Origin of the sequence: Enterobacter cloacae complex sp. I2 (assembly GCF_014896205.1) — a bacterium.
In the GTDB taxonomy this organism is placed as follows: Bacteria; Pseudomonadota; Gammaproteobacteria; order Enterobacterales; family Enterobacteriaceae; genus Enterobacter; species Enterobacter quasihormaechei.
This window is the reverse complement of the sequence record NZ_JADBRA010000013.1, coordinates 95,825-116,988: the sequence shown is the minus strand read 5'-3', so window position 1 is coordinate 116,988 and position 21,164 is coordinate 95,825. Positions and strand designations below refer to the sequence as shown.

The window sequence follows — 21,164 nt, the reverse complement described above, 5'->3', positions numbered from 1 at the left end:
CATCATAAAAAGAGGTCAGGAAGAGGTATCTATGGATTTTAATCATATTGCTCGCGAGCTTATTCCGCTGCTCGGTGGCAAAGAGAACATTGCCAGCGCGGCGCACTGCGCCACGCGTCTTCGTCTGGTGCTGGTCGACGATGCGCTTGCCGACCAGCAGGCTATCAGCAAGGTTGAAGGCGTAAAGGGCTGTTTTCGCAATGCCGGGCAGATGCAGGTGATCTTCGGCACGGGCGTGGTGAATAAGGTTTACGCGGCATTTATTCAGGCGGCAGGAATTAGCGAGTCCAGTAAATCGGAAGCGGCGGATATTGCGGCCCGCAAGCTGAACCCGTTCCAGCGTATCGCGCGCTTGCTCTCCAATATTTTCGTGCCGATTATCCCGGCGATTGTGGCCTCGGGGCTGCTGATGGGCCTGCTCGGGATGGTTAAAACCTACGGCTGGGTCAACCCGGATAACGCGCTCTATATCATGCTGGATATGTGCAGCTCGGCGGCGTTTATTATTTTGCCGATCCTGATTGGCTTCACCGCCGCGCGCGAGTTTGGCGGCAACCCGTATCTGGGCGCGACGCTGGGCGGCATTCTGACGCACCCGGCGCTGACCAACGCCTGGGGCGTGGCGTCCGGCTTCCACACCATGAACTTCTTCGGCCTCGAAATCGCCATGATTGGCTATCAGGGAACCGTCTTCCCGGTGCTGCTAGCGGTATGGTTTATGAGCATTGTGGAAAAACAGCTGCGCCGGGCGATTCCGGATGCGTTAGATCTGATCCTGACGCCGTTCCTGACCGTCATTATCTCCGGCTTTATTGCGCTGTTGATTATTGGCCCGGCGGGGCGCGCGCTGGGCGACGGGATCTCCTTCATTCTCAGCACCCTCATTGCCCACGCAGGCTGGCTGGCCGGGCTGCTGTTCGGTGGGCTTTATTCGGTGATTGTCATTACCGGTATCCACCATAGCTTCCACGCCATTGAGGCCGGGCTGCTGGGTAATCCGTCAATCGGCGTTAACTTCCTGCTGCCAATCTGGGCGATGGCGAACGTGGCCCAGGGCGGGGCGTGTCTGGCGGTGTGGTTCAAAACCCGCGATGCCAAAATCAAGGCCATTACCTTACCGTCGGCGTTCTCTGCGATGCTGGGCATCACCGAAGCGGCGATTTTTGGTATTAACCTTCGCTTCGTGAAGCCGTTTATCGCGGCGCTGATCGGTGGCGCGGCGGGCGGTGCCTGGGTGGTATCGGTGCATGTCTACATGACCGCCGTTGGGCTGACGGCGCTGCCCGGGATGGCGATCGTCCAGGCCAGCTCGCTGCTCAACTATATCATCGGTATGGTGATAGCCTTTGGCGTGGCGTTCACCGTCTCTCTGCTACTGAAATATAAAACGGACTCTGAATAATGACGTTACCTTCCCGCTGGCCTGCCGTGTTGCAGTCCGTGATGCAAGGCCAGCCGCGCGCGCTGGCAGACAGCCATTATCCGCAGTGGCATCCCGCGCCGGTGACGGGGCTGATGAACGATCCGAACGGCTTTATCTGGTTTGCCGGACGTTACCACCTGTTCTATCAATGGAACCCGCTGGACAGCGATCATCACTATAAGTGCTGGGGACACTGGAGTTCAGCGGATCTGGTGCACTGGCGGCACGAGCCCATGGCGCTGATGCCCGACGAAGAGTACGACCGCAACGGCTGTTACTCCGGCAGCGCCGTGGATAACAACGGCGTGCTGACCCTGTGCTATACCGGCAACGTTAAGTTTGACGATGGTGGCCGCACCGCCTGGCAGTGTCTGGCGGTGCAAAACGACGATGGCACTTTTGCCAAGCTGGGGCCGGTGTTGCCCCTGCCGGAAGGGTATACCGGACACGTTCGGGATCCGAAAGTGTGGCGCCATGACGGACAGTGGTACATGGTGCTCGGGGCGCAGGATCGGCATCAGCGCGGCAAGGTGCTGCTGTTTACGTCAGCCGATTTGCACGCCTGGGTCTCCTGCGGCGAAATCGCCGGTCACGGCGTCAACGGGCTGACGGACGCAGGCTATATGTGGGAGTGCCCGGATCTCTTTGCGCTCGACGGCACGCACGTGCTGATCTGCTGCCCGCAGGGGCTGGCGCGCGAGCCGCATCGCTATCTCAATACCTATCCGGCCGTCTGGATGAGCGGGGCATTTGATTATCAAACGTCTGCCTTTGCGCATGGCGAACTGCACGAGCTTGACGCTGGCTTTGAGTTTTATGCGCCACAAACCGCGGTGGCAGAGGATGGCCGCCGCATTCTCATTGGCTGGATGGGCGTGCCGGACGGCGAGGAGATGCTTCAGCCCACCCGCGCGCACGGCTGGATCCACCAGATGACCTGTCCACGCGAGCTGCGCTACCGCGACGGTAAGCTCTGGCAAACGCCGGTGCGCGAGCTGGAAGCGCTGCGCGAGGATGAACATCACTGGCAGGGGCGCGCCGACGATGCGCCGGACCTGGACGGGACGCACCTTGAGTTCGAGCTAAGCGCTTCGCACGTGAAGGTGAACTTTGCCGGTGCGTTGCGGCTGGTTATGGATGATGAGGGTTTACGTCTGGCGCGCGCCAGTCTGGAAACCGGAGAAACGTTGACCCGCTACTGGAAGGGTGACGTTAATCATTTGCGCGTGCTGTGTGACCGTTCCAGCGTCGAAATTTTCATCAATCACGGTGAAGGCGTCATGAGCAGCCGCTATTTTCCTGACCATCCGGCACGGGTGCGCGTCGAAGGTGCGTCCGACATCACATTACGCTACTGGTCGCTGCGCACCTGCATGATAGAATAGGCGTTTTGGCAGCCGGATCTAAGTCGTTGTGAGAAAAACAAAACGCGTCACCATCAAAGATATTGCGGAGCTGGCGGGGGTATCAAAAGCCACTGCCAGCCTGGTTCTGAACGGCCGCAGCAAAGAGCTTCGCGTGGCGGAAGAGACGCGGGAGCGCGTGCTGGCGATTGCCAAAGAACAGCATTATCAGCCCAGTATTCACGCCCGTTCGCTGCGGGATAACCGCAGCCACACCATTGGACTGGTGGTGCCGGAAATCACCAACTACGGGTTTGCCGTTTTTTCGCACGAGCTTGAGACCCTCTGCCGCGAGGCGGGCGTTCAGCTGCTGATCTCCTGTAGCGATGAAAATCCGGGCCAGGAGACGGTGGTGGTCAACAACATGGTGGCCCGGCAGGTGGACGGGCTGATCGTCGCCTCCAGCATGCTCAACGACGCGGACTATCAAAAGCTGAGCGAACAGCTGCCCGTTGTGCTCTTTGACCGTCATATGAACGACAGCTCTCTGCCGCTGGTCATCACCGATTCGATTACCCCAACCGCCAGACTGGTGGCCGACATTGCGCGCCAGCATCCGGACGAGTTCTACTTCCTCGGCGGGCAGCCGCGGCTTTCCCCAACCCGTGACCGTCTTGAAGGTTTTAAGCAGGGGCTGCGCGACGCCAGCGTCGAGTTACGTCCGGAGTGGATCATTCATGGTAATTACCATCCGAGCTCCGGCTACGAAATGTTTGCCGAGCTTTGCGCGCGCCTGGGCCGCCCGCCAAAAGCCCTTTTTACCGCCGCCTGTGGCCTGCTGGAAGGGGTGTTGCGCTACATGGGGCAACATAACCTGCTGCAAAGCGATATCCGTCTGGCCAGCTTCGACGATCACTATCTCTATGACTCTCTGTCTATTCCCGTCGATACCGTTCGTCAGGATAACCGACAGCTCGCCTGGCACTGCTTTGATCTGATTGGCAAACTGATTGAAGGGGAGACGCCGGAGCCGATTCAGCGCAAGCTGGATGCAACCCTGCAACGTCGTTACCGGTCAGCCGAATAAAAGATGAGCAACTCGCGAATACGCCTATAACTTTAATTAATTAAAGATCTGTTTTCGCCGATAACCAAAGGGAAACTATATTCCTGAGGTTTGCTGTTATGTCGTTGAAAAAATCATCACTGATTATCCTGTTTTCCCTGCTTTTCTTCTTTGTGGCGAGCACCATCACCAGCGTTGGGCTCATCATCAAAAGTAATAATTCGCTGGATAACGTGAACAAAGAAATTCAGGTGGTTCTGTCGATTATTGACCCCATTAACCACAGCCGAACCCTGCGCGTCAGGGTCATGGAGTATGTGAAAATGGTGGAAGCGGGGGACGCAGCCGTTTCGTCCGCAAAACTGGCCTCGGTAAAAGAGGCGCTGACCAAAGCCGACCGTGCCTTTTCGGCGTTTATGGCCTCGCCGCGTTTGCAGGATGAAGCCCCACTCGTCAATGACTACCAGGTGGCGTGGCAAAACTACCGTAACCAGGGGCTGGCGCCGCTGATCGCTGCGGCTGCCGCTCACGATGTGTCACGCTTCAATACCCTCATCCCCGTGGTGTCCCAGCTCGATCGCCAATATGAAATTGTGCTCGATCAGGTGCTTTCCGTTCACCAGAAGTACGCGAAAACGCTGAACGAGGATGCCAGCCGTAATTTCGTGTCGGGACTGGTCATTATCGCCTGCATTGCCGCGCTGTTCGTGGTGGTGATCCTTGCCGTCAGCCTGCTGATGAAACGCCTTGTCTTTGCGCCGGTTGACCTGGCGCGTGAGCACTGTAGCCAGATTGCGGCAGGGAAGCTGGATGTACCGGTACCCGTCAAGGGTGATTCCGGGAATGAAATCGATCGGCTGATGGGCTCGATGGAGCAGATGCGTCAGGCGCTACTCTCCACGCTTTCTCAGGTGCGCGATGCCAGCCATACCGTAACCCACGCGGCGCAGGAAATTGCCTCCGGTAATATCGACCTGGCCTCGCGTACCGAGCAGCAGGCCTCCGCCCTGACCCAGACGGCGGCCAGCATGGAAGAGCTGAGCGCGACGGTGGCGAATAACACCGATAACGTCTTCCAGGCCGGTAAGCTGGTGCAGGATGCCGTGAAAAATGCCCGTACCGGCGAAGCGGTAACCCGTGAAGTCATCGAGACGATGAATACCATCGCGTCCAATTCGAAGCGCATTGAAGACATCACCAGCGTCATCAACAGCATTGCTTTCCAGACCAACATTCTGGCGCTGAACGCGGCTGTTGAAGCGGCGCGTGCCGGTACGCAGGGGCGAGGATTTGCCGTCGTGGCGAGTGAAGTCCGCACGCTGGCGCAGAAAAGCGCGGTGGCGGCGAAGGATATCGAAAGCCTTATCGCCCAGTCTGTTTCCAGCGTGAAAAACGGGGCGGAGCTGGTGAACCGCTCGGGAGAGGTGATTCATTCTATTATCAGCTCTGTGAACAAAGTGAATGCGCTGATGGAGCAGATTTCGGTTGCCTCTGAAGAGCAGAGCCGCGGAATTGGTCAGGTTGGGCAGGCCGTAACCGAGATGGACGGCGTAACCCAGCAGAACGCGGCGCTGGTGCAGCAGTCCGCCGCTGCGGCAGCCTCGCTGGAGGAGCAGGCGCAGCAGCTGTCGCAGAGTATTTCAAGTTTCAGTCTGCCCAGGACGGCGTAACGGGCAAGCGTTGACAGGGCACGCATCTTCGACCACTCTAAAACTCTATCTTAGAGAGGTCGTTATGCTTCAACGGTTTGCAAAGAAAAAGGTGCTGTTACTTTCTGCTCTGCTGGCGTCAGGGCTGGTCAGGGCAGAGGAGACGCTTCCGGATGTGGTGAAGCACTTCAGCGAACAGCAGGACATCAAAATCATAAAGAAAATTGACGCCCCCGGCGGCGCGCCTGCGTGGCTGGGGCAGTATCAGGACATGGGCGTGACGCTCTTTCTGACCCCTGACGGAAAGCACGTGGTGTCTGGCTATCTGTATGATGATAAGGGAACAAACCTCAGCGAAGCCTATTTCCAGAAGGAAATATACGCCCCGATGGGCCGCGAGATGTGGAAGAAGCTCAATGCGGCGCATCCGCTAAAAGAGGGCGCGGAGACTGCGCCGAAGAAAGTTTTTGTCTTTGCCGACCCGTTCTGCCCGTACTGCAAACAGTTCTGGGCAGAAGCGCAGCCGTGGGTGAAGGCCGGGAAAGTCCAGCTCAACACGCTGCTGGTCGCGTTTCTCAACCCGAACAGCGGGCGCAATGCCTCAGCGATCCTGAATGCGAAAGATCCGGTATCGGCCTGGAAAGAGTACGAACTCTCCGGCGGCAAAAAGCTGCCGAAACCGGAAGGCGCGGCCTCCCGGGAAACCGTTGAGATCCTGCAAAATCATCAGACGTTAATGGACGGCCTCGGCGCGAATGCCACGCCGGCAATTTATTACCTGAATGAACAAAACGAACTGCAACAGGTGGTGGGCATGCCCGACGCGAAACAGCTTGAGGCGATGTTCGGGCCGAAGCCGTAAAAGAAAGGCAGAAACAGGGCGTTTCTGCCTTTTCTTCATCAGCTACCCCAGCGTCCCCGCAGGTAATTTACCGCGTCCTGCGTCTGCGGCTGGTTAAGATAATCTTCGCGGAACAGGATAGTGCCTTTTACGTCAGGCAGGGAATCGTTGAGATCGAGCTGTTTTTTCAGCTCCGGCACGCCGCCGTTCACCGTCCAGTCCGGTTCATTTCTGGAAGGCGCGCCCACCTTGTAGAACGCGATCCCGATATACAGGCGGGTATGGGTCGGTTTCACCACGTCAGCCCACCATTTTGTCAGCACATCGTAACGTGCTGCGTCGCGGGCGAAGGGCCAGTAAATCTGCGGCGCTATATAATCCAGTAACCCCTGCTGTACCCACTTGCGCGTGTCAGCGTAGGATTCATCGTAGGCTGCGGCACCGCGCGTGTCCGAACCTGCCGGGTCGAAGGAGCGGTTGCGCCAGACGCCCGCCGGGCTTACGCCAAATTCAACCTCAGGCTTGGCCTGCTTGATCGCCCGGGAGACCTGCACAATCAGCTCCTGGGTATTGTGCCGCCGCCAGTCGGCTTTTGACGCAAATCCCTCGCCGTAGCGCCTGAAGGTCCAGGCATCATTCAGGGCTGAACCCGGCGTTTCGGTATAAAAATAGTCATCGAACTGAACGCCGTCGACAGGGTAGCGATTCACCACTTCCATCACCACCTGGGTTATCCAGTCCCGCACCTCGGGAATGCCCGGGTCGAGGACAAAACGATCCCCCGAGGTGCGGATCCACTCCGGATGCTGGACGTACACGCTGGAGGGATGAAGCGACGAGGTCCGGTTTAGCGCGGCAATGGTCGATGGCTTCGTATTGGTGGAAACGCGGTACGGGTTAAACCAGGCGTGAACCTTCATGCCGCGCCTGTGCGCTTCATCCAGCATAAACTGGAGCGGATCGTAACCGGGATCTTCCCCGATAGTCCCCGTCAGGGTATCCGACCACGGCAGGATTTTAGAGGACCACAGCGCCGTGCTGTCCGGTTTTACCTGAAAGAAGACGGTATTGATCCCCAGGGTTTTCAGCTTATCGAGCTTGTCCGTCAGCGCCCGCTGCTGCTGGGCGATACGCTGGTCCGCGCTGCGGCCATTCACCGAGGAAACGGGTGGCCAGTCGAGACGGGAGACGGTCGCCAGCCAGATCCCGCGCATGGGTTCGTTGGTCTGCTGTACTGGTTTCGCCTGCGGCAGCGGGGTAACGAGTGATTTGGGTGGTTTGGAGGTGCAACTTACCAGTAAAAGCGCGCAGCCTAGCAGCGCGCCGGTCCGTTTTACGTGTCGCATCATTTGCGTTTTAGCTCCTGGGTGTCCGGCTTTCCGTCCAGGGATTAAAGGCCGGTTCGTCCTGTTCCCCGGGACCGTCATCGTGAAGGGATTCGAGGTAAAGGGCTTCGACTTCCGCCCGCGCCCATGGGGTACGGCGCAGAAATTTCAGACTCGATTTAACGCTCGGGTCCTTGCGAAAACAGTTGATTTTGATTCGGTTGCCCAGTTCATTCCAGCCATATCGCGCAACCAGCGCGTTAACCTGCATTTCGAGCGTTACGCCATGCAAAGGATCGTTGGAAGTGTGTGCAGTCATAGGCGTCCGGTAGTCTCAATTTTTATGGGGATGTGATAAACGCTCAAAGGTTACAAGAAAGCAGGGGACGCGGCAATTTCAGCGTGAGGTTCTTCACCCTTGAGAGGGTGAAGAAGAGGGGATTACTATTTTTTAAACAGTTCAGGCGCCCAAGGCGTTGGGTCTACTTCCATAAACGGCGCGCGCTCAAAGCGAGACTTCAGCGCCCAGGGTACCGTACAGTCAAAAATCGTTTTGCAGGTTATCCCGTTTCCACGAATGGAGGGGCTGTAGTCCGGCGACTGGGAAGGATCGAGCTGGTGCCCGCGGAGCCCCGGCAGATGGGTGATGCTGACGTCGCCCTGCATGCGGGTGGTCATCGCCCACAAAATGTCGTCGCTGTCGAAGATATCCACGTCTTCATCGACGAGAATAATGTTTTTCAGCTCGGAATAGGTGGCTAGCGCGATAAGAGCCGCCTGACCCTGACGCCCTTCGTCAGAGGGCTGGCGTTTTTTCACCTGCAAGATGCCGAGGAATTTGCCGCCGCCAGCGGTATGCGCGTAAACGTTTTGCAGGAAACCGGGGATGGCTTCTTCCACCGCATTGCGGATGCTGGCCTCGGTGGGTAAACCGGCAAGCGTGGTGTGCTCTTCGCCCGGACCGACCAGCGTTTGCAGGATCGCCTGATGGCGCATCGTGACGGCCTTCACCTTGATCACCGGCAGCGAAGGGTTCGCCTCCCCGCAGTAGCCGGGGAATTCCGGCATCGCATGCCCGGTATGGGTATGCTGATCTTCTTCGACGCGCACGCCCGGCAGCAGTTCGCCTTCAATGATAATTTCCGCACGCGCAATCGCTTTTTCATTTACGGCCACGCCCTGCACCAGTTCAACCGGGCGTTGACGCAGGGCACCGGCGACGCCCAGCTCGTTATAGCCGAAGGGCGTGGTCGGCGCTTCGAAGCAAGCGCCAATGTAGATAGCCGGATCAAGACCCATGTTGATGGTGACAGGCAGCGGTTTTCCCGCCTCTTCGGCTTTCTTACGGAACACTTCGATGTGACGGCCTGCGGCAAGGAACATGGAGAGCTCGTCGCGCTCCTGAACGCAGAGACGGTGAATGGTGACGTCGGTCAGCGACGCGTCTTCCGGATCGCTCGCCAGCACCAGCCCCAGGCAGAAGAACGGGCCGGCATCTATCGGCGTATTGGTCGGGGCCGGAAGCAGCTTACGCAGATCGAAGTTCGGATCGTCGGCGTAAAACACCTGCTCCTGGCACGGCGCCTGCGCCGCCGGAACGACAACGGGCGCAACCGGATTTTTCACCGCCTGGCCGACGTGTTTTGCCAGTTCAGAGGGCTCGCACCCCAACAGCAGCGCCGCCCGTTCGCGGCTGGCGTGCATGCCCACCAGGATACGTGAATCCGGGTAACCCTTCACGTTATTGAACATCATAGCCGGGCCGATGCGCGTCGGACGTTTGACCGTGCCGCCAGCGCCGATGTGCCGGTAAACGCCCGCCAGCTCAGCATTCGGATCGACCGGATGGTCAGTTTCAATGTACTGGCCTTCGTGGCGCTGGAGCAGTTCGATGGCACTTCTGAGATCGTTAATGTGGTTTTCCATATTACCTCCTTGGTTGAATGCTTCCATTCTTAACCGGAGGAACACTGCTATCAATTGCATCATTTATGCTATTTTGATAACAAAATTAATATCAATGACGGAGGCACGATTTGCAGTTTCGACTGATGCGCAATTTTATCGTGGTGGCCGAAGAGCTCCACATGCACCGGGCAGCAGAGCGCCTGAATATGGCGCAGCCCGCGCTGAGCCAGCAGATCAAAACCCTCGAAGATCGCCTGGGGGTCACGCTGTTCAGCCGGGCGAATCGTCGCTTAACGCTGACGCCAGCCGGAGAGGCGTTTCTCCATAAAGCCAGAATCGCGATTTTTATGACCGATCAGGCGATTCTGGACGCCAGGCAAACGGCCAGGGGCGAGCAGGGCGTGCTGAATCTTGGATGTGTTTCAAGCGCGATATTCGACAGCAAACTGCCCGCCGCGCTGCGGCTTCTTCATGAGAAATGGCCGGCCATCACCCTTTCTATGATGACGGGGAACGTGCAAACCCTTTACTCCGGCGTGCAAAGCAACCAACTGGATGTGGCCATCATCCGTGCGCCGCTACCGCTGCTGCCTGACGATCTGCAAAGCCGACCTTTCACCACGGAAAAAGTCGTGCTGGCGTTACCGCATCACCATAGCCTGGCGGGATCTTCCGCGCTGACGCTTTCGTCTGTGAAGGAGGAAAAGTGGATTACCCTGCGCGATCCGCAGGGTATGGGACTGGAGCAATACTTTTATGATGCCTGCCATAGCGCGGGTATACAGCCTAACGTCGTGCAAAATGCCACCGATGTCCCCACGGTGATAAGCCTTGTCGCCGCGGGGTTTGGCATCGCCATGCTGCCAGCCTCAGCGAAGGCAATACGCGTACAAAACGTGGTCTTTGTGGATATTCTTGACCGACTCCGGGAGAGTGAGCTGACGCTGGTTTGCCATCGGGTGGTTCGCTCTGAGGTCCTGAAAAAATTGATGAACATTCTCGATCATATCTGACGCCCGGCGGCCTGAAGAAGCTGTTCCCGCAGCCAGCGGTTAGCCGGGTCCTGACCGTTTTTCGGGTGCCAGTACATACCAATAACGATCGGCGGGAGATCCAGCGGCGGCGGAAAAATATCCAGCGTTTGCGCGAAGCGTTGCAGCATGCGTCTGGGTAGGGTGCAGAGCAAATCGGTACCGCCAACAATCGCAGGCGCCATCGCGTAGCTTTGCGTCGACATCACCACGTTACGCTGGTGGCCAAGCCCCGCCAGATGCCGATCGACAAAGCCTGAGAAAGGGTCCCCCTCGGACGAAACCACCAGGTGGGAAAGGGCGCAATAGCTTTTCAGATCCATCGGCCCCGTACCGCGCGGATGGCCTTTACGCTGGGCGGTGGCATATTCATCGTCAAACAGTTTTCGTCTGACCCATGCATCGTGCGCGCCCGCGTTAATGCCGACATAAATATCCACCTCGCCATTTTCCATCTGCGCCGCCAGCAGCTGGGTTTCGGGGAGCGCAAAACGCAGGCGGATGCCTGGTGCCGCAACGCTAATCTGATTCTGCAACTCCGCCCCGAGCATCAGCGCCGGATTCTCATGCAGGGCAATCACAAAGGTGCGGTTGCTGTTTTCCGCGTTGAACGTGGTGGGTTCAAGCATCGACGAAATGCCCTGTAAAACCGTCGTTACCTGCGGCCTTAACGCCTCGGCGCGCGGCGTAGGTAACACCCCACGTCCGTGTGGGGAAGGGACAAACAGCGGCTCACCGAACAGGAGACGCAGGCGCGCAAGGCGGGCAGACATCGCCGGCTGGCTGATGCCCAGCCGCGCGGCCGCATGGGTGATATTCTGCTCCCTGAGCAGGGCATCCAGCGTCAGGAGCAGATCTATATCCATATCGGAAGGTGGCATCTTATTTTGCGTCACGGTTGGTATAGGTCACCGGGACCCACGCGTAGCCTTGCCGCTCGCCCTGCGTGACATAACCGATACCGGGGAAAGGCAGGTGCGGAGCCGCAATGAGATCTTTGTTTTTCACAAACTCCGCGAACGCCGCGTTACGCACCCTGGCGGCGCCGTCCTGATCCTCATCGTAAGCAATCGTCACATTGGGCTGGGGGAACTGAACCGCAGCGACGTGAATAATGTCGCCGACAAAGGTGATTTTTTCACCTTTGCTCTCCAGCGTATAGAACGCCGAACCTGGGGTGTGGCCCGGATGTACCGTTCCGCGGATGCCCGGCAGAAGCTGTTCCGTCCCGGAGAAGGTCTTCACTTTTCCGGCGTCCAGATAAGGTTTTAAGGTTTTGCGCGCAACGTCGAAGTAGTTCTGGTCATAACCAGATTTTTTCTGGTTCTCGTCGTTAAAGAAAAATTCGATATCCGGTTTCCCGACATAGACCTGCGCATGAGTAAACACGCGCTGGCCGTCTTTCACCAGGCCACCGGCGTGATCGGAGTGAGCATGGGTGATGAGAATATCGGTAATATCTTCGGGTTTGATGCCCTGCGTCGCCAGGCTTTCAATCAGTCGGCCGCCTTTGCCGGGCCCAAAGAGTTGGCCTGAACCGGTGTCCACCAGGATTTTGTGGCCGGGCAGCGCGATATAGAACGCATTAATTGACGCTTCAACCGGGTTGGCCTGGAAATTTTTTGCCAGTAACGCATCGGTATTTTCCGCCGTTGTCCGGCGCAACAGGGCGTGCAGATCCTGCGGTACGCTGCCGTCCGTAAAGGCGGTGACAATCGTATCGCCAACCTGAACGCTATAGCCGCCAGCCTGCTGTTTCACCACGTGCTGGGGAACGCTGGCCACCGCGTGGATCGCGGGAAAGAAAAGAACAGAACCGGTAAACAGGGTTGATAAAGCAAGTTTTTTCACAGTAAACATGATGGGCTCCTCAATAGTAAGTTCATCATAGTTCAACTGAGATTTTTGAGAACGGAAGGGGGGTGAATGTGACCTATCCATGAAATGGATAGGTCTGAGAGAAGTTTTTACAGAACGCCGGTACCGCCGTCAGAACACCAGACCTGTCCGGAGGCGTATGAGCAGGTATCGGAGGCAAACAGCACGTACAGCGGTGCGATTTCAACCGGCTGGCCCGGTCTGCCCAGCGGAGTATCTTCCCCGAACTTCTGGACCTTGGATTGAGGCTGGCCGCCGCTGGACTGAAGAGGCGTCCAGTACGGACCCGGCGCGACAGCGTTCACACGAATGCCGCGCGGCCCCAGCTGCTGCGCCAGAGATTTGGTAAAGGCCACGTTACAGGCTTTGGTCTGCGCATAGTCCACCAGGATCGCGCTCGGCTTAAATGCCTGAACGGAAGTGGTGTTGATGATCACGGCGCCTTCCTGCAAATGGCGCAGCGCGGCTTTCGTGATCCAGAAGGGCGCATAGACGTTGGTTTTGAACGTCGCGTCAAAATCAGCGGTAGTGAGATCGTCGATCGATTCGCAGAACTGCTGGCGCCCGGCGTTATTCACCAGAATATCCAGGCCGCCCAGTTCGGCGACGGCTTTTTCCACCAGCGTATCGCAGAACGACTCTACGCGAATGTCGCCGGGAATAGCGACCGCTTTACGGCCTTCGGCCTTAATCAGCGCAATGACCGATGCGGCATCGGATTCCTCTTCAGGCAGATAGCCGATAGCAACATCCGCCCCTTCACGGGCGTAGGCGATGGCGACCGCGCGACCAATGCCGGAATCACCGCCGGTGATCAGCGCTTTTTTTCCTGCCAGTTTTCCCGACCCGATATAACTTGTTTCACCATGATCCGGTATTGGCTTCATTTCCGATGCCAGCCCGGGGGCCATTTGCGGTTGTTCAGCAAACGGTGGACGAGGGTAATGCAGCGTGTGATTATTTCCTGTAGACATACCGGCCTCCTTAAATAGTGAATTCCAAGATTAGTCGTTAATTAGACGCAAGCGGGCAAAATTGACAAATTCAGACAAATCTATATTCCATCGCCGGATGTAAAATATTTTCTTAAGCCAGCATGTAATACCAAAAAAGGGCGACCTCATCTTTTTCCGGCAGGGCGTTGTAAAGATAGCGATCGTAACCGCCCAGAATAAATCCATAGTGACGATAGAACAGACAGGCCGAAACGTTGACGTTCTGCGTCTCCAGCCGTAAGCCGGGCGCATTTAGGCTCCGCGCCCAGACATGGGTGGCAGACATCAGCTTATGCGCCGCACCCGTCCGGCGCTTTGAACGCTCCACGGCAATGTAATCCACCGAGATAAATTTATTCCAGTTACAGGATGCAGTAATAAAACCGGCGATTTCTCCGTCATCCGTTTCGGCAATCAGAAATATTGAATCCGGATTAACACAATGGTTTTCCAGCGTCTGGAGATCCAGTTCATACGTTTTAAGATAAGGCTCTGTTAACGCTTCAATATGCAAATCGCCATTGATAAAGGGCTCTCTGGCAACCTCATCAACCGTGAAAGAAAAATCACAGCATTCAAGACGGGCGAGATCGGTACTTAATCCTTTTCGAATATGCATGGTATTCCTTAAGTGGGAGTTATAAATAGATAATAGACGAAGCGGCATACCCTGCTGGCATAACACTCTGTTGATCCTGGTCTAAGCTTGTATTTCGTTCCGCGTAGAATGTGGTCATTCGAGGACAGTGAATGGAATTCAGAACATGTCGCAGGCACTGGGGTGCCGAGTTTATTTCCGATGACGTTGTACGTTTTCGCGTCTGGGCTGAAGGGCAGAAAGATCTCACGTTGCGTTTAACCGACACCGACATTCCGATGGCGGCGGTGGGCGACGGCTGGTTTCAGATTGACGTTCCCGGCGTCAGGCACGGTACGACGTATCAGTTTGTTTTACAGGATGGGTTGGCAGTGCCGGATCCGGCCTCGCGGGCCCAGCAGAATGACGTCAACGGCCCGTCGGTGGTGATCGACCCGCGTCGCAATCCGCCCGCGCAACCAGAATGGAAAGGACGGCCGTGGGAAGAGACGGTAATTTACGAACTGCATATCGGGACCTTCACCGAGGAAGGAACCTTCAGGGCGGCCATCGCAAAACTGCCTTATCTGGCCGAACTGGGCATTACGCAGCTGGAAGTGATGCCCGTTTCCCAGTTTGGGGGGCAACGCGGCTGGGGGTATGACGGCGTATTGCTGTATGCCCCGCACTCGGCTTACGGCACGCCGGAAGATTTTCATGCCTTTATCGACGCCGCCCACGCGCTTGGGCTTTCCGTGGTGCTCGATATCGTACTCAATCACTTTGGCCCGGAAGGGAACTACCTGCCGTTACTCTCGCCGGCGTTTTTCCATCAGGATCGGATGACCCCGTGGGGCAACGGGATTGCCTATGAGGTTGACGCGGTCCGGCAATACATTGCCGAGGCGCCGTTATTCTGGCTGTCGGAGTATCATCTTGACGGTCTGCGCTTCGACGCCATCGACCAGATCCATGACGACGCAGAGACCCATATTCTTCCCCACATTGCGCAACGGATCCGCGACGCATTTCCGGATCGTCATATTCATCTCACCACCGAAGACAGTCGCAACGTCATTTTCCTGCATCCGCGCGATGAGCATGGTCAGACGCCGCTTTTCACCGCCGAATGGAATGATGATTTTCACAACGCCGCGCATGTCTTCGCGACCGGGGAATCTCACGCCTATTACCAGGATTTCGCCTACGAGCCGGAGAAAAAGCTGGCGCGAGCGCTGGCCGAAGGCTTTGTCTACCAGGGCGAAATCTCGCTTCAGACCGGAAAATCGCGCGGAGTAGAGTGTCGCGAGCAGCCTCCGCAGTTTTTTGTCGATTTTATTCAGAACCACGATCAGGTCGGCAACCGTGCCCAGGGTGAGAGGCTCATCTCTCTGGCTGGCGCGGATAAAACGCGGGTGCTGTTCGCGGCGCTGCTTCTGTCGCCTCATATACCGCTGCTGTTTATGGGCGAGGAGTATGGCGAAACGCAACCGTTCCTCTTTTTCACCGACTTCCACGGCGACCTGGCGAAAGCGGTGCGGGAAGGGCGCGCGAAAGAGTTTTCCGGCCATGCCGGGCACGATGAAACCGTACCGGATCCCAACGACCTGAATACCTTTACGTGCTCGAAGCTGGACTGGAACAGGGTGGAGACGGAGGAAGGCAGAGCGTGGCTGCACCTGACGCGCGAACTGATTGCGCTGCGTCAGCGCCATGTCGTCCCGTTACTGAAGGAGCAGGGCGCGGTTGAAGGTAACGTCCTGCAAACAACGCTCGGCATGATTGCCGTGAGCTGGCGTTTTCCGTCCGGTACGCTGTCGCTGGCGCTGAATATCGGCAAAAAGCCGCTCACCTTGCCGGACCTGCCCGGAAAACCGATCTTTAGCTGGCCGGAGGCAATCGATAACCTGCCGCCGAACAGCATTGTTGTTCGCTTTGCTGAAGGAGAAGCAACGCTATGATCCCGTCCTCAACCTATCGCATTCAGTTTCGCAACGGCATGACCTTTGACCGCGTGGTGGCCCTGATACCGTATATGAAAGATCTCGGTATCAGCCATCTCTACGCGTCGCCTGTTTTCACGGCAACCACGGATTCCACTCACGGCTATGACGTGACAGACCCTAACGAAATCGACCCGGCGATTGGCGGGCGGGAAGGGTTTGACCGCATGGCGGCGGCGCTTAAACAGGCGGAGATGGGACTAATTCTGGATATTGTGCCGAACCACATGTCCACCTCCCTGGAGAACCGCTGGTGGCGTGATGTGATTGAGCACGGCAGGCAGAGCCGCTACGCGACCTATTTTGATATCGACTGGTCCCGACCGCTAACGCTGCCGTTTCTTGGCGACACCTTCGAAGCCGAGCTGGAGCGCGGGGCTATCACCGTAAAACGTGACAGTGTCACTAATAAGGCGGAACTGGTTTACTACGACACCGCTTATCCGCTCAATCCCGGCACGTTTGCCGAGGACAAAAGCATCGCTGAGATCCACGAGGCGCAAAGCTGGCGGCTGATGTCCTGGCGGGAAGCGCCGAAACAGCTTTCATGGCGACGCTTTTTTGAAATTACCGGGCTGGTGGGCGTGCGGGTGGAGGATGAGGCGGTATTTGCAGACACGCACCGCCTGATCCTTGAGCTTGTTCACGCTGGCGTCGTCGACGGCCTGCGCATTGACCATGTGGACGGGCTTGCCGATCCGCTGGGCTATTTGCAGCGCCTGCGGGCGGCGACCGGGCCGGATTGCTACATCACGGTGGAGAAGATCCTCGCGAAAGGGGAACAGCTTCCTGCTGAGTGGCCCGTCTCGGGTACCACAGGCTATGAGTTTATCGCCTCGCTGGCGGAAGTGCTGGTGGACGATAACAACCTCTCGCGGCTGGAGACGCTCCACGACGAGACGCTGGGCACGAGCGTGGACAGGCATACGGAGCTGCGCAAGGCAAAAGGCCTGATGACCGATCGTAACTTTGAGGGCGAATTTACCACGCTGCTGACCATCGCCAGCGAGCTGGCCCGGCACAACGACGTGGCGGTGCAGCACGAAGATATTCGCCACGCCCTGCGCGAGCTGCTTATCGCCTTTCCGGTTTATCGCACCTACGGCACCGCAGAGGGGCTGACGCCCTCGGACGTGGCGCTGCTTAGACGGGTGGTCGCCAGCGTGAACACGTCCGAATCCGCCCTGAACCTGATCGTCCGTATTCTTACCGGCGATCTGCCGGAGCATGACCACGCGCAGGCATCCCTTTTCCGCACCCGTTTTCAGCAGCTGACCGGGCCGCTGATGGCGAAATCGGTAGAGGATACGCTGTTCTTCCGCCACAACCTGGAGCTGGCGCTGAACGAAGTAGGCGCCGACCCGACGCTGCGCGCGTTTTCACTTTCCCGTTTTCACCAGGAGATGCGCATTCGTCTTGCCCGCCAGCCCGACGCGCTGCTGGGGACCTCTACCCACGACACCAAACGCGGCGAGGATGCGCGAGCGCGTCTTTACACGCTGACGGAAGCGCCGGATCTGTGGGGAGAAAACCTGGCGCGCTGGCGGCAGATGAACCAGACGCAGGTGCGGTTCCTGAACGATGGCACCGCGCCGAACGCCGCCGATACCTGGATGATCTACCAGGCGCTGGCGGGCGTCTGGCCTGCCACGCTCTCGCCTGACGATCGCGACGGGCTTAAGTCACTGGAAGAGCGTTTCCTCGGTTTTATCGAAAAAGCCCTGCGCGAGGCCAAGCAGCGGACCGACTGGATCGACAGCAACGAAGATTACGAGAGCGTGGTGCTGGACTACGTGCGGCATCTGCTCTCCCCGGATAACACCCTGTTCCTGCGTGATTTTAGTGCCGCACTACAGCCGTTCATTCGGGCGGGATTAATGAACAGCCTGAGCCAGACGGTAATCAAGCTGACTGCCCCCGGCGTACCGGACATCTATCAGGGTAGCGAAGGGCTTAACTTTAGCCTGGTCGACCCGGATAACCGACGCGAACCGGATTTCACCGCGCTGGCGGAGAACCTGAGCACGGCGGATGGCAACATCTTTAACGATGCGCAACGCTGGCGCGACGGCAGCGTGAAGCAGTATGTCACCGCCACGCTGTTACGGATCCGGCCGCATTACCCAGCGCTTTTCCGCTACGGCGACTGGCTGCCGCTGAAGGTGACCGGCGAGCGCGAGGAGAACCTGATCGTGTATGCGCGCCTTCACGAGGAAGAGGCGCTTATCGTTGCCGTGCCGCGCCTGGTGTTTGACGTCACCGACAATGCGGCCCTGTGGGCCAATACCACCGTGGCCATACCCCAGGAGCTGGCCGGAAAGCACTATCGGGATCTGTTTACCGGAGAGCGTCGCCTTCTGCCAGAGACGCTGGATTTAACGTCTGAAAAGGGATGTTTGTTGGTTCTGCTTACCTGCGAATAATCGAGGAGAACAAAAATGCCAAAGGATACAACGTTTGAAATTCGGGCCGGCCATGGCCAGCAGCTTGGCGCAAATTATGACGGAAAGGGGGTAAACTTCGCCCTGTTTTCCGCCCACGCGGAGCGGGTAGAGCTCTGTCTGTTTGACCCTTCCGGGAAAACCGAAATCGCCCGACTGGAGCTGCCGGAATATACCCATGAGGTGTGGCACGGCTATGTGCCCGACCTGGAGCCGGGCGCGCTCTACGGCTATCGGGTTCACGGACCCTACGATCCGGAGAACGGCCATCGTTTTAACCCCAACAAGCTGCTCATCGATCCGTATGCCCGCGAACTGGTGGGCGACATTGCGTGGAACGATGCCCACTTCGGCTATGAGCTGGGGCATGACGAGCTCGATCTCAGCTTTGATACGCGGGACAGCGCGCCGTTTACGCCGAAATGTAAGGTCATCGACCCGAACGCCGTCGACTGGCAGGACTCGCGTCGGCCTGACGTGCCGTGGCCGCACACCGTGGTCTATGAAAGCCATGTGAAAGGCTTTACCCAGCTTAATCCGGCCATTCCGCCCGAACTGCGCGGTACGTTTGAAGGGATGGGGCACAAAGCCTCCGTGGATTACATCAAAAGCCTGGGCATCACCTCGGTGGAGCTGCTGCCGGTTCACTGGTTCCCGGACGATCAGCACCTGCTCGATCGCGGTCTTAAAAACTTCTGGGGCTATAACTCGCTGGCTTTCTTTGCGCCAGCGTCCCGCTATTACGGTCCGGCGGGTATCCAGGGTTTCCGCGACATGGTGCGCGCCTATCATGATGCGGGCATCGAGGTGATCCTCGACGTGGTCTATAACCACACGGCGGAGGGCAACGAGCTGGGGCCAACCCTGTCGTTCAAAGGGATTGATAACTTCTGCTATTACCGCACCATGCCGGATCAGCACCGGTATTACATCAACGACACCGGCACCGGGAACACCGTTAACACGTCGCACCCGCGCGTGTTGCAGATGGTCATGGACTCCCTGCGTTACTGGGCGGAATCGATGCAGATTGACGGCTTCCGCTTTGATCTCGGAACCATACTCGGACGCGAGCCGGAGGGATTCGATCCGCGCGGCGGCTTCTTCGATGCCGTGACCCAGGATCCGGTGCTGTCGAAGCTGAAGCTCATTGGTGAGCCGTGGGATATCGGCCCGGGTGGATATCAGGTTGGGGGCTTCCCGCCAGGCTGGGGCGAGTGGAACGATAAATACCGCGATACGGTACGTGAATACTGGAAGGGGGATAACGTCTCTAACGATTTTGCCGCCCGCCTCCTGGGGTCCGGCGATCTGTATGACCTGCGCGGTCGTCGTCCGTGGGCCAGCGTCAATTTTATCACCGCGCATGACGGCTTTACGCTCAACGACCTGGTGTCGTACAACGAGAAACATAACGCCGATAACGGGGAAGATAATAACGACGGACATAACGATAACCGTTCGTATAACTACGGCGAGGAAGGGCCGACGGAAAACCCGGATATCATCGCCACCCGCGAGCGGCAGAAGCGTAATTTCCTCACCACGCTTTTCTTCTCCCACGGCACGCCGATGCTGCTGGCGGGAGATGAGTTTGGCCGGACGCAAAAGGGCAACAACAACGGATACTGTCAGGACAGCGAGATCTCCTGGATAAACTGGGAAGGGCTGTCAGAAAACGACGAGGCGCTGCGCGAGTTTACCCGTCGGCTGATCGCCCTGCGCGCGGAGCAACCGCTGCTGCGCCGGGAGAACTGGCGCGACGGGCTGGAGATCCGCTGGTTTAACGCCGGCGGCGGCCCGCAGCAGTCGGAACAGTGGGACGAGGGCTCCACCCTTGGTCTCTCCATCAGCCGTCCGGACCTTCAGCAGGAAGAGGGCGTCTGGCACGACGTGCTGATGCTGTTCAATCCGTTTGAAGGCACCGTGCCTTTCCAGATCCCGCAGTTTGGGGAAGGGGGATGGGTGCTCGAACTCTCGACGGCGGAGGATGCCCCCACGGGGGAAATCATCACTGAATCAGTCGATTATGAGCTGGCCGGGCGGAGTATCACCCTGTTCCGCCGCCCTTAAAGCGAGGCCGCCGCGCGTGCGGCGGTATCGTACAGGGACGAGATCGCGCGCAGCAGTTGCGCGGTCTCGCCAATTGACGTTCCCGGAATGCCGCTTTCCGCATGAATGTTGATCAGGCAGGCTTCCCGCACCTCACGGTACTTCATGCACAACGCTTTCCCATCCTCGGTCGTAGAGAAAAAAAGCTCTTTCCCCGCTTTCTCGCTGGTGACGTAGCCCGACTTCACCAGCTTTTTCAGCGCATACGTCACCACGTGGGTATCTTCCACGTTCAGCACAAAGCAGATGTCGGCCAGCTTCTTCTTGCGGTTGCGGTGATTCACGTGGTGCAGAAGCGAAACGTCAAAGGCTCCCATATCCGGTTCACCTGCTGCGGTCATGCAGCGCACCATCCACTTGTTGAACGCGTTGCTGGTCATGATCAGGGCGTATTCCAGCTCCGATAATTCGGCACACCGCTCTGAGACCAGATGACGGGAGGAGACGATACGCCCGTCCGCAATATCGTCGTGGTTTAACGCTGCCTTCGTTTTCTTAGTCGTCATACCGATCCTTTCTCCAGAATGTAAACCCGTCGATAAAATAAGAACATTTTATTGATAAATTGTTTA

The 21,164-nt window shown here is 57.7% G+C and carries 17 protein-coding genes; 9 read left to right on the top strand and 8 right to left on the bottom strand.

Annotated elements, in window-relative coordinates:
• Positions 1-31 precede the first annotated feature (31 nt).
• The 5 genes from IM300_RS13120 to dsbG all read left to right on the top strand — a co-directional run bounded on the left by IM300_RS13120 (position 32) and on the right by dsbG (position 6,343).
• Complete coding sequence (locus IM300_RS13120; protein WP_193036847.1) at positions 32-1,402, top strand: sucrose-specific PTS transporter subunit IIBC; 1,371 nt, start codon at positions 32-34, stop codon at positions 1,400-1,402.
• Positions 1,402-2,808 carry a sucrose-6-phosphate hydrolase gene (locus tag IM300_RS13115; RefSeq protein ID WP_193036845.1) on the top strand — a complete coding sequence of 469 codons (1,407 nt, stop codon included), beginning with the start codon at positions 1,402-1,404 and terminating at the stop codon, positions 2,806-2,808. Before IM300_RS13120 ends, IM300_RS13115 begins: the two co-directional genes overlap by 1 nt.
• Positions 2,809-2,836: 28 nt before the next feature.
• On the top strand, positions 2,837-3,853 hold the full coding sequence (locus tag IM300_RS13110; RefSeq protein WP_063451279.1) for a LacI family DNA-binding transcriptional regulator: 1,017 nt from the start codon (positions 2,837-2,839) through the stop codon (positions 3,851-3,853).
• 98 nt (positions 3,854-3,951) lie between these two features.
• Positions 3,952-5,502 (top strand): methyl-accepting chemotaxis protein, encoded by a 1,551-nt coding sequence (locus IM300_RS13105; protein WP_131637131.1) that lies wholly within the window; start codon positions 3,952-3,954, stop codon positions 5,500-5,502.
• Between the two features lie 64 nt (positions 5,503-5,566).
• The gene (gene dsbG, locus IM300_RS13100) at positions 5,567-6,343 is read left to right on the top strand and encodes a thiol:disulfide interchange protein DsbG (RefSeq protein WP_107535383.1); all 777 of its coding nucleotides are present in this window, start codon (positions 5,567-5,569) and stop codon (positions 6,341-6,343) included.
• A 38-nt stretch (positions 6,344-6,381) separates the two neighbouring features.
• Here dsbG and IM300_RS13095 read toward each other — a convergent pair whose 3' ends face one another.
• From IM300_RS13095 to IM300_RS13085, 3 genes are all read right to left on the bottom strand, one after another.
• Positions 6,382-7,671: a glycoside hydrolase family 10 protein gene (locus IM300_RS13095; RefSeq protein WP_063866685.1), complete on the bottom strand. Its 1,290-nt coding sequence runs from the start codon at positions 7,669-7,671 to the stop codon at positions 6,382-6,384.
• Between the two features lie 7 nt (positions 7,672-7,678).
• A complete protein-coding gene (locus tag IM300_RS13090) occupies positions 7,679-7,966 on the bottom strand; it encodes a VF530 family DNA-binding protein (protein ID WP_063451283.1) in 288 nt (95 codons plus the stop codon).
• A 125-nt stretch (positions 7,967-8,091) separates the two neighbouring features.
• Positions 8,092-9,573 (bottom strand): UbiD family decarboxylase, encoded by a 1,482-nt coding sequence (locus IM300_RS13085; protein WP_131637129.1) that lies wholly within the window; start codon positions 9,571-9,573, stop codon positions 8,092-8,094.
• Between the two features lie 110 nt (positions 9,574-9,683).
• Here IM300_RS13085 and IM300_RS13080 point away from each other — a divergent pair, with 110 nt between their 5' ends.
• A complete protein-coding gene (locus tag IM300_RS13080) occupies positions 9,684-10,568 on the top strand; it encodes a LysR substrate-binding domain-containing protein (RefSeq protein WP_193036843.1) in 885 nt (294 codons plus the stop codon).
• On the opposite strand, the gene IM300_RS13075 is transcribed toward IM300_RS13080, so the two are convergent.
• From IM300_RS13075 to IM300_RS13060, 4 genes are all read right to left on the bottom strand, one after another.
• A complete protein-coding gene (locus tag IM300_RS13075) occupies positions 10,559-11,452 on the bottom strand; it encodes a LysR family transcriptional regulator (RefSeq protein WP_193036841.1) in 894 nt (297 codons plus the stop codon). The two genes, IM300_RS13080 and IM300_RS13075, sit on opposite strands and share 10 nt — an antisense overlap.
• A 16-nt stretch (positions 11,453-11,468) precedes the next feature.
• A complete protein-coding gene (locus IM300_RS13070) occupies positions 11,469-12,446 on the bottom strand; it encodes an MBL fold metallo-hydrolase (RefSeq protein WP_193036839.1) in 978 nt (325 codons plus the stop codon).
• Between the two features lie 107 nt (positions 12,447-12,553).
• Entirely contained in the window at positions 12,554-13,438 is an 885-nt protein-coding gene (locus IM300_RS13065) for an SDR family oxidoreductase (RefSeq protein WP_063866691.1), read from the bottom strand.
• A 112-nt stretch (positions 13,439-13,550) separates the two neighbouring features.
• Complete coding sequence (locus tag IM300_RS13060) at positions 13,551-14,078, bottom strand: N-acetyltransferase (protein WP_193036837.1); 528 nt, start codon at positions 14,076-14,078, stop codon at positions 13,551-13,553.
• Between the two features lie 131 nt (positions 14,079-14,209).
• Between IM300_RS13060 and treZ the strand changes: the two genes are divergently transcribed.
• The 3 genes from treZ to glgX are packed head-to-tail and all read left to right on the top strand — an operon-like array spanning position 14,210 to position 20,553.
• Positions 14,210-15,997, top strand: coding sequence for a malto-oligosyltrehalose trehalohydrolase (gene treZ / locus IM300_RS13055; protein ID WP_193036835.1), 1,788 nt, complete (start codon positions 14,210-14,212; stop codon positions 15,995-15,997).
• Positions 15,994-18,462: a malto-oligosyltrehalose synthase gene (gene treY / locus IM300_RS13050; protein ID WP_193036833.1), complete on the top strand. Its 2,469-nt coding sequence runs from the start codon at positions 15,994-15,996 to the stop codon at positions 18,460-18,462. The genes treZ and treY overlap by 4 nt, the downstream gene beginning before the upstream one ends.
• 15 nt (positions 18,463-18,477) lie before the next feature.
• Positions 18,478-20,553, top strand: a complete 2,076-nt coding sequence (glgX, locus tag IM300_RS13045; protein ID WP_193036831.1) for a glycogen debranching protein GlgX — start codon at positions 18,478-18,480, stop codon at positions 20,551-20,553.
• Here the strand turns inward: glgX and IM300_RS13040 are convergent.
• Positions 20,550-21,098 (bottom strand): winged helix DNA-binding protein, encoded by a 549-nt coding sequence (locus IM300_RS13040; RefSeq protein ID WP_193036829.1) that lies wholly within the window; start codon positions 21,096-21,098, stop codon positions 20,550-20,552. The two genes, glgX and IM300_RS13040, sit on opposite strands and share 4 nt — an antisense overlap.
• Positions 21,099-21,164: the final 66 nt, after the last annotated feature.

Excerpts from the sequence above, each read along its gene's own strand:
- IM300_RS13120 (WP_193036847.1), top strand. The coding sequence starts at position 32 with ATGGATTTTAATCATATTGCTCGCGAGCTTATTCCGCTGCTCGGTGGC.
- IM300_RS13115 (WP_193036845.1), top strand. The coding sequence starts at position 1,402 with ATGACGTTACCTTCCCGCTGGCCTGCCGTGTTGCAGTCCGTGATGCAA.
- IM300_RS13105 (WP_131637131.1), top strand. The coding sequence starts at position 3,952 with ATGTCGTTGAAAAAATCATCACTGATTATCCTGTTTTCCCTGCTTTTC.
- dsbG (WP_107535383.1), top strand. The coding sequence starts at position 5,567 with ATGCTTCAACGGTTTGCAAAGAAAAAGGTGCTGTTACTTTCTGCTCTG.
- IM300_RS13095 (WP_063866685.1), bottom strand. The coding sequence starts at position 7,671 with ATGATGCGACACGTAAAACGGACCGGCGCGCTGCTAGGCTGCGCGCTT.
- IM300_RS13090 (WP_063451283.1), bottom strand. The coding sequence starts at position 7,966 with ATGACTGCACACACTTCCAACGATCCTTTGCATGGCGTAACGCTCGAA.
- IM300_RS13085 (WP_131637129.1), bottom strand. The coding sequence starts at position 9,573 with ATGGAAAACCACATTAACGATCTCAGAAGTGCCATCGAACTGCTCCAG.
- IM300_RS13075 (WP_193036841.1), bottom strand. The coding sequence starts at position 11,452 with ATGGATATAGATCTGCTCCTGACGCTGGATGCCCTGCTCAGGGAGCAG.
- IM300_RS13070 (WP_193036839.1), bottom strand. The coding sequence starts at position 12,446 with ATGTTTACTGTGAAAAAACTTGCTTTATCAACCCTGTTTACCGGTTCT.
- IM300_RS13065 (WP_063866691.1), bottom strand. The coding sequence starts at position 13,438 with ATGTCTACAGGAAATAATCACACGCTGCATTACCCTCGTCCACCGTTT.
- IM300_RS13060 (WP_193036837.1), bottom strand. The coding sequence starts at position 14,078 with ATGCATATTCGAAAAGGATTAAGTACCGATCTCGCCCGTCTTGAATGC.
- treZ (WP_193036835.1), top strand. The coding sequence starts at position 14,210 with ATGGAATTCAGAACATGTCGCAGGCACTGGGGTGCCGAGTTTATTTCC.
- treY (WP_193036833.1), top strand. The coding sequence starts at position 15,994 with ATGATCCCGTCCTCAACCTATCGCATTCAGTTTCGCAACGGCATGACC.
- glgX (WP_193036831.1), top strand. The coding sequence starts at position 18,478 with ATGCCAAAGGATACAACGTTTGAAATTCGGGCCGGCCATGGCCAGCAG.
- IM300_RS13040 (WP_193036829.1), bottom strand. The coding sequence starts at position 21,098 with ATGACGACTAAGAAAACGAAGGCAGCGTTAAACCACGACGATATTGCG.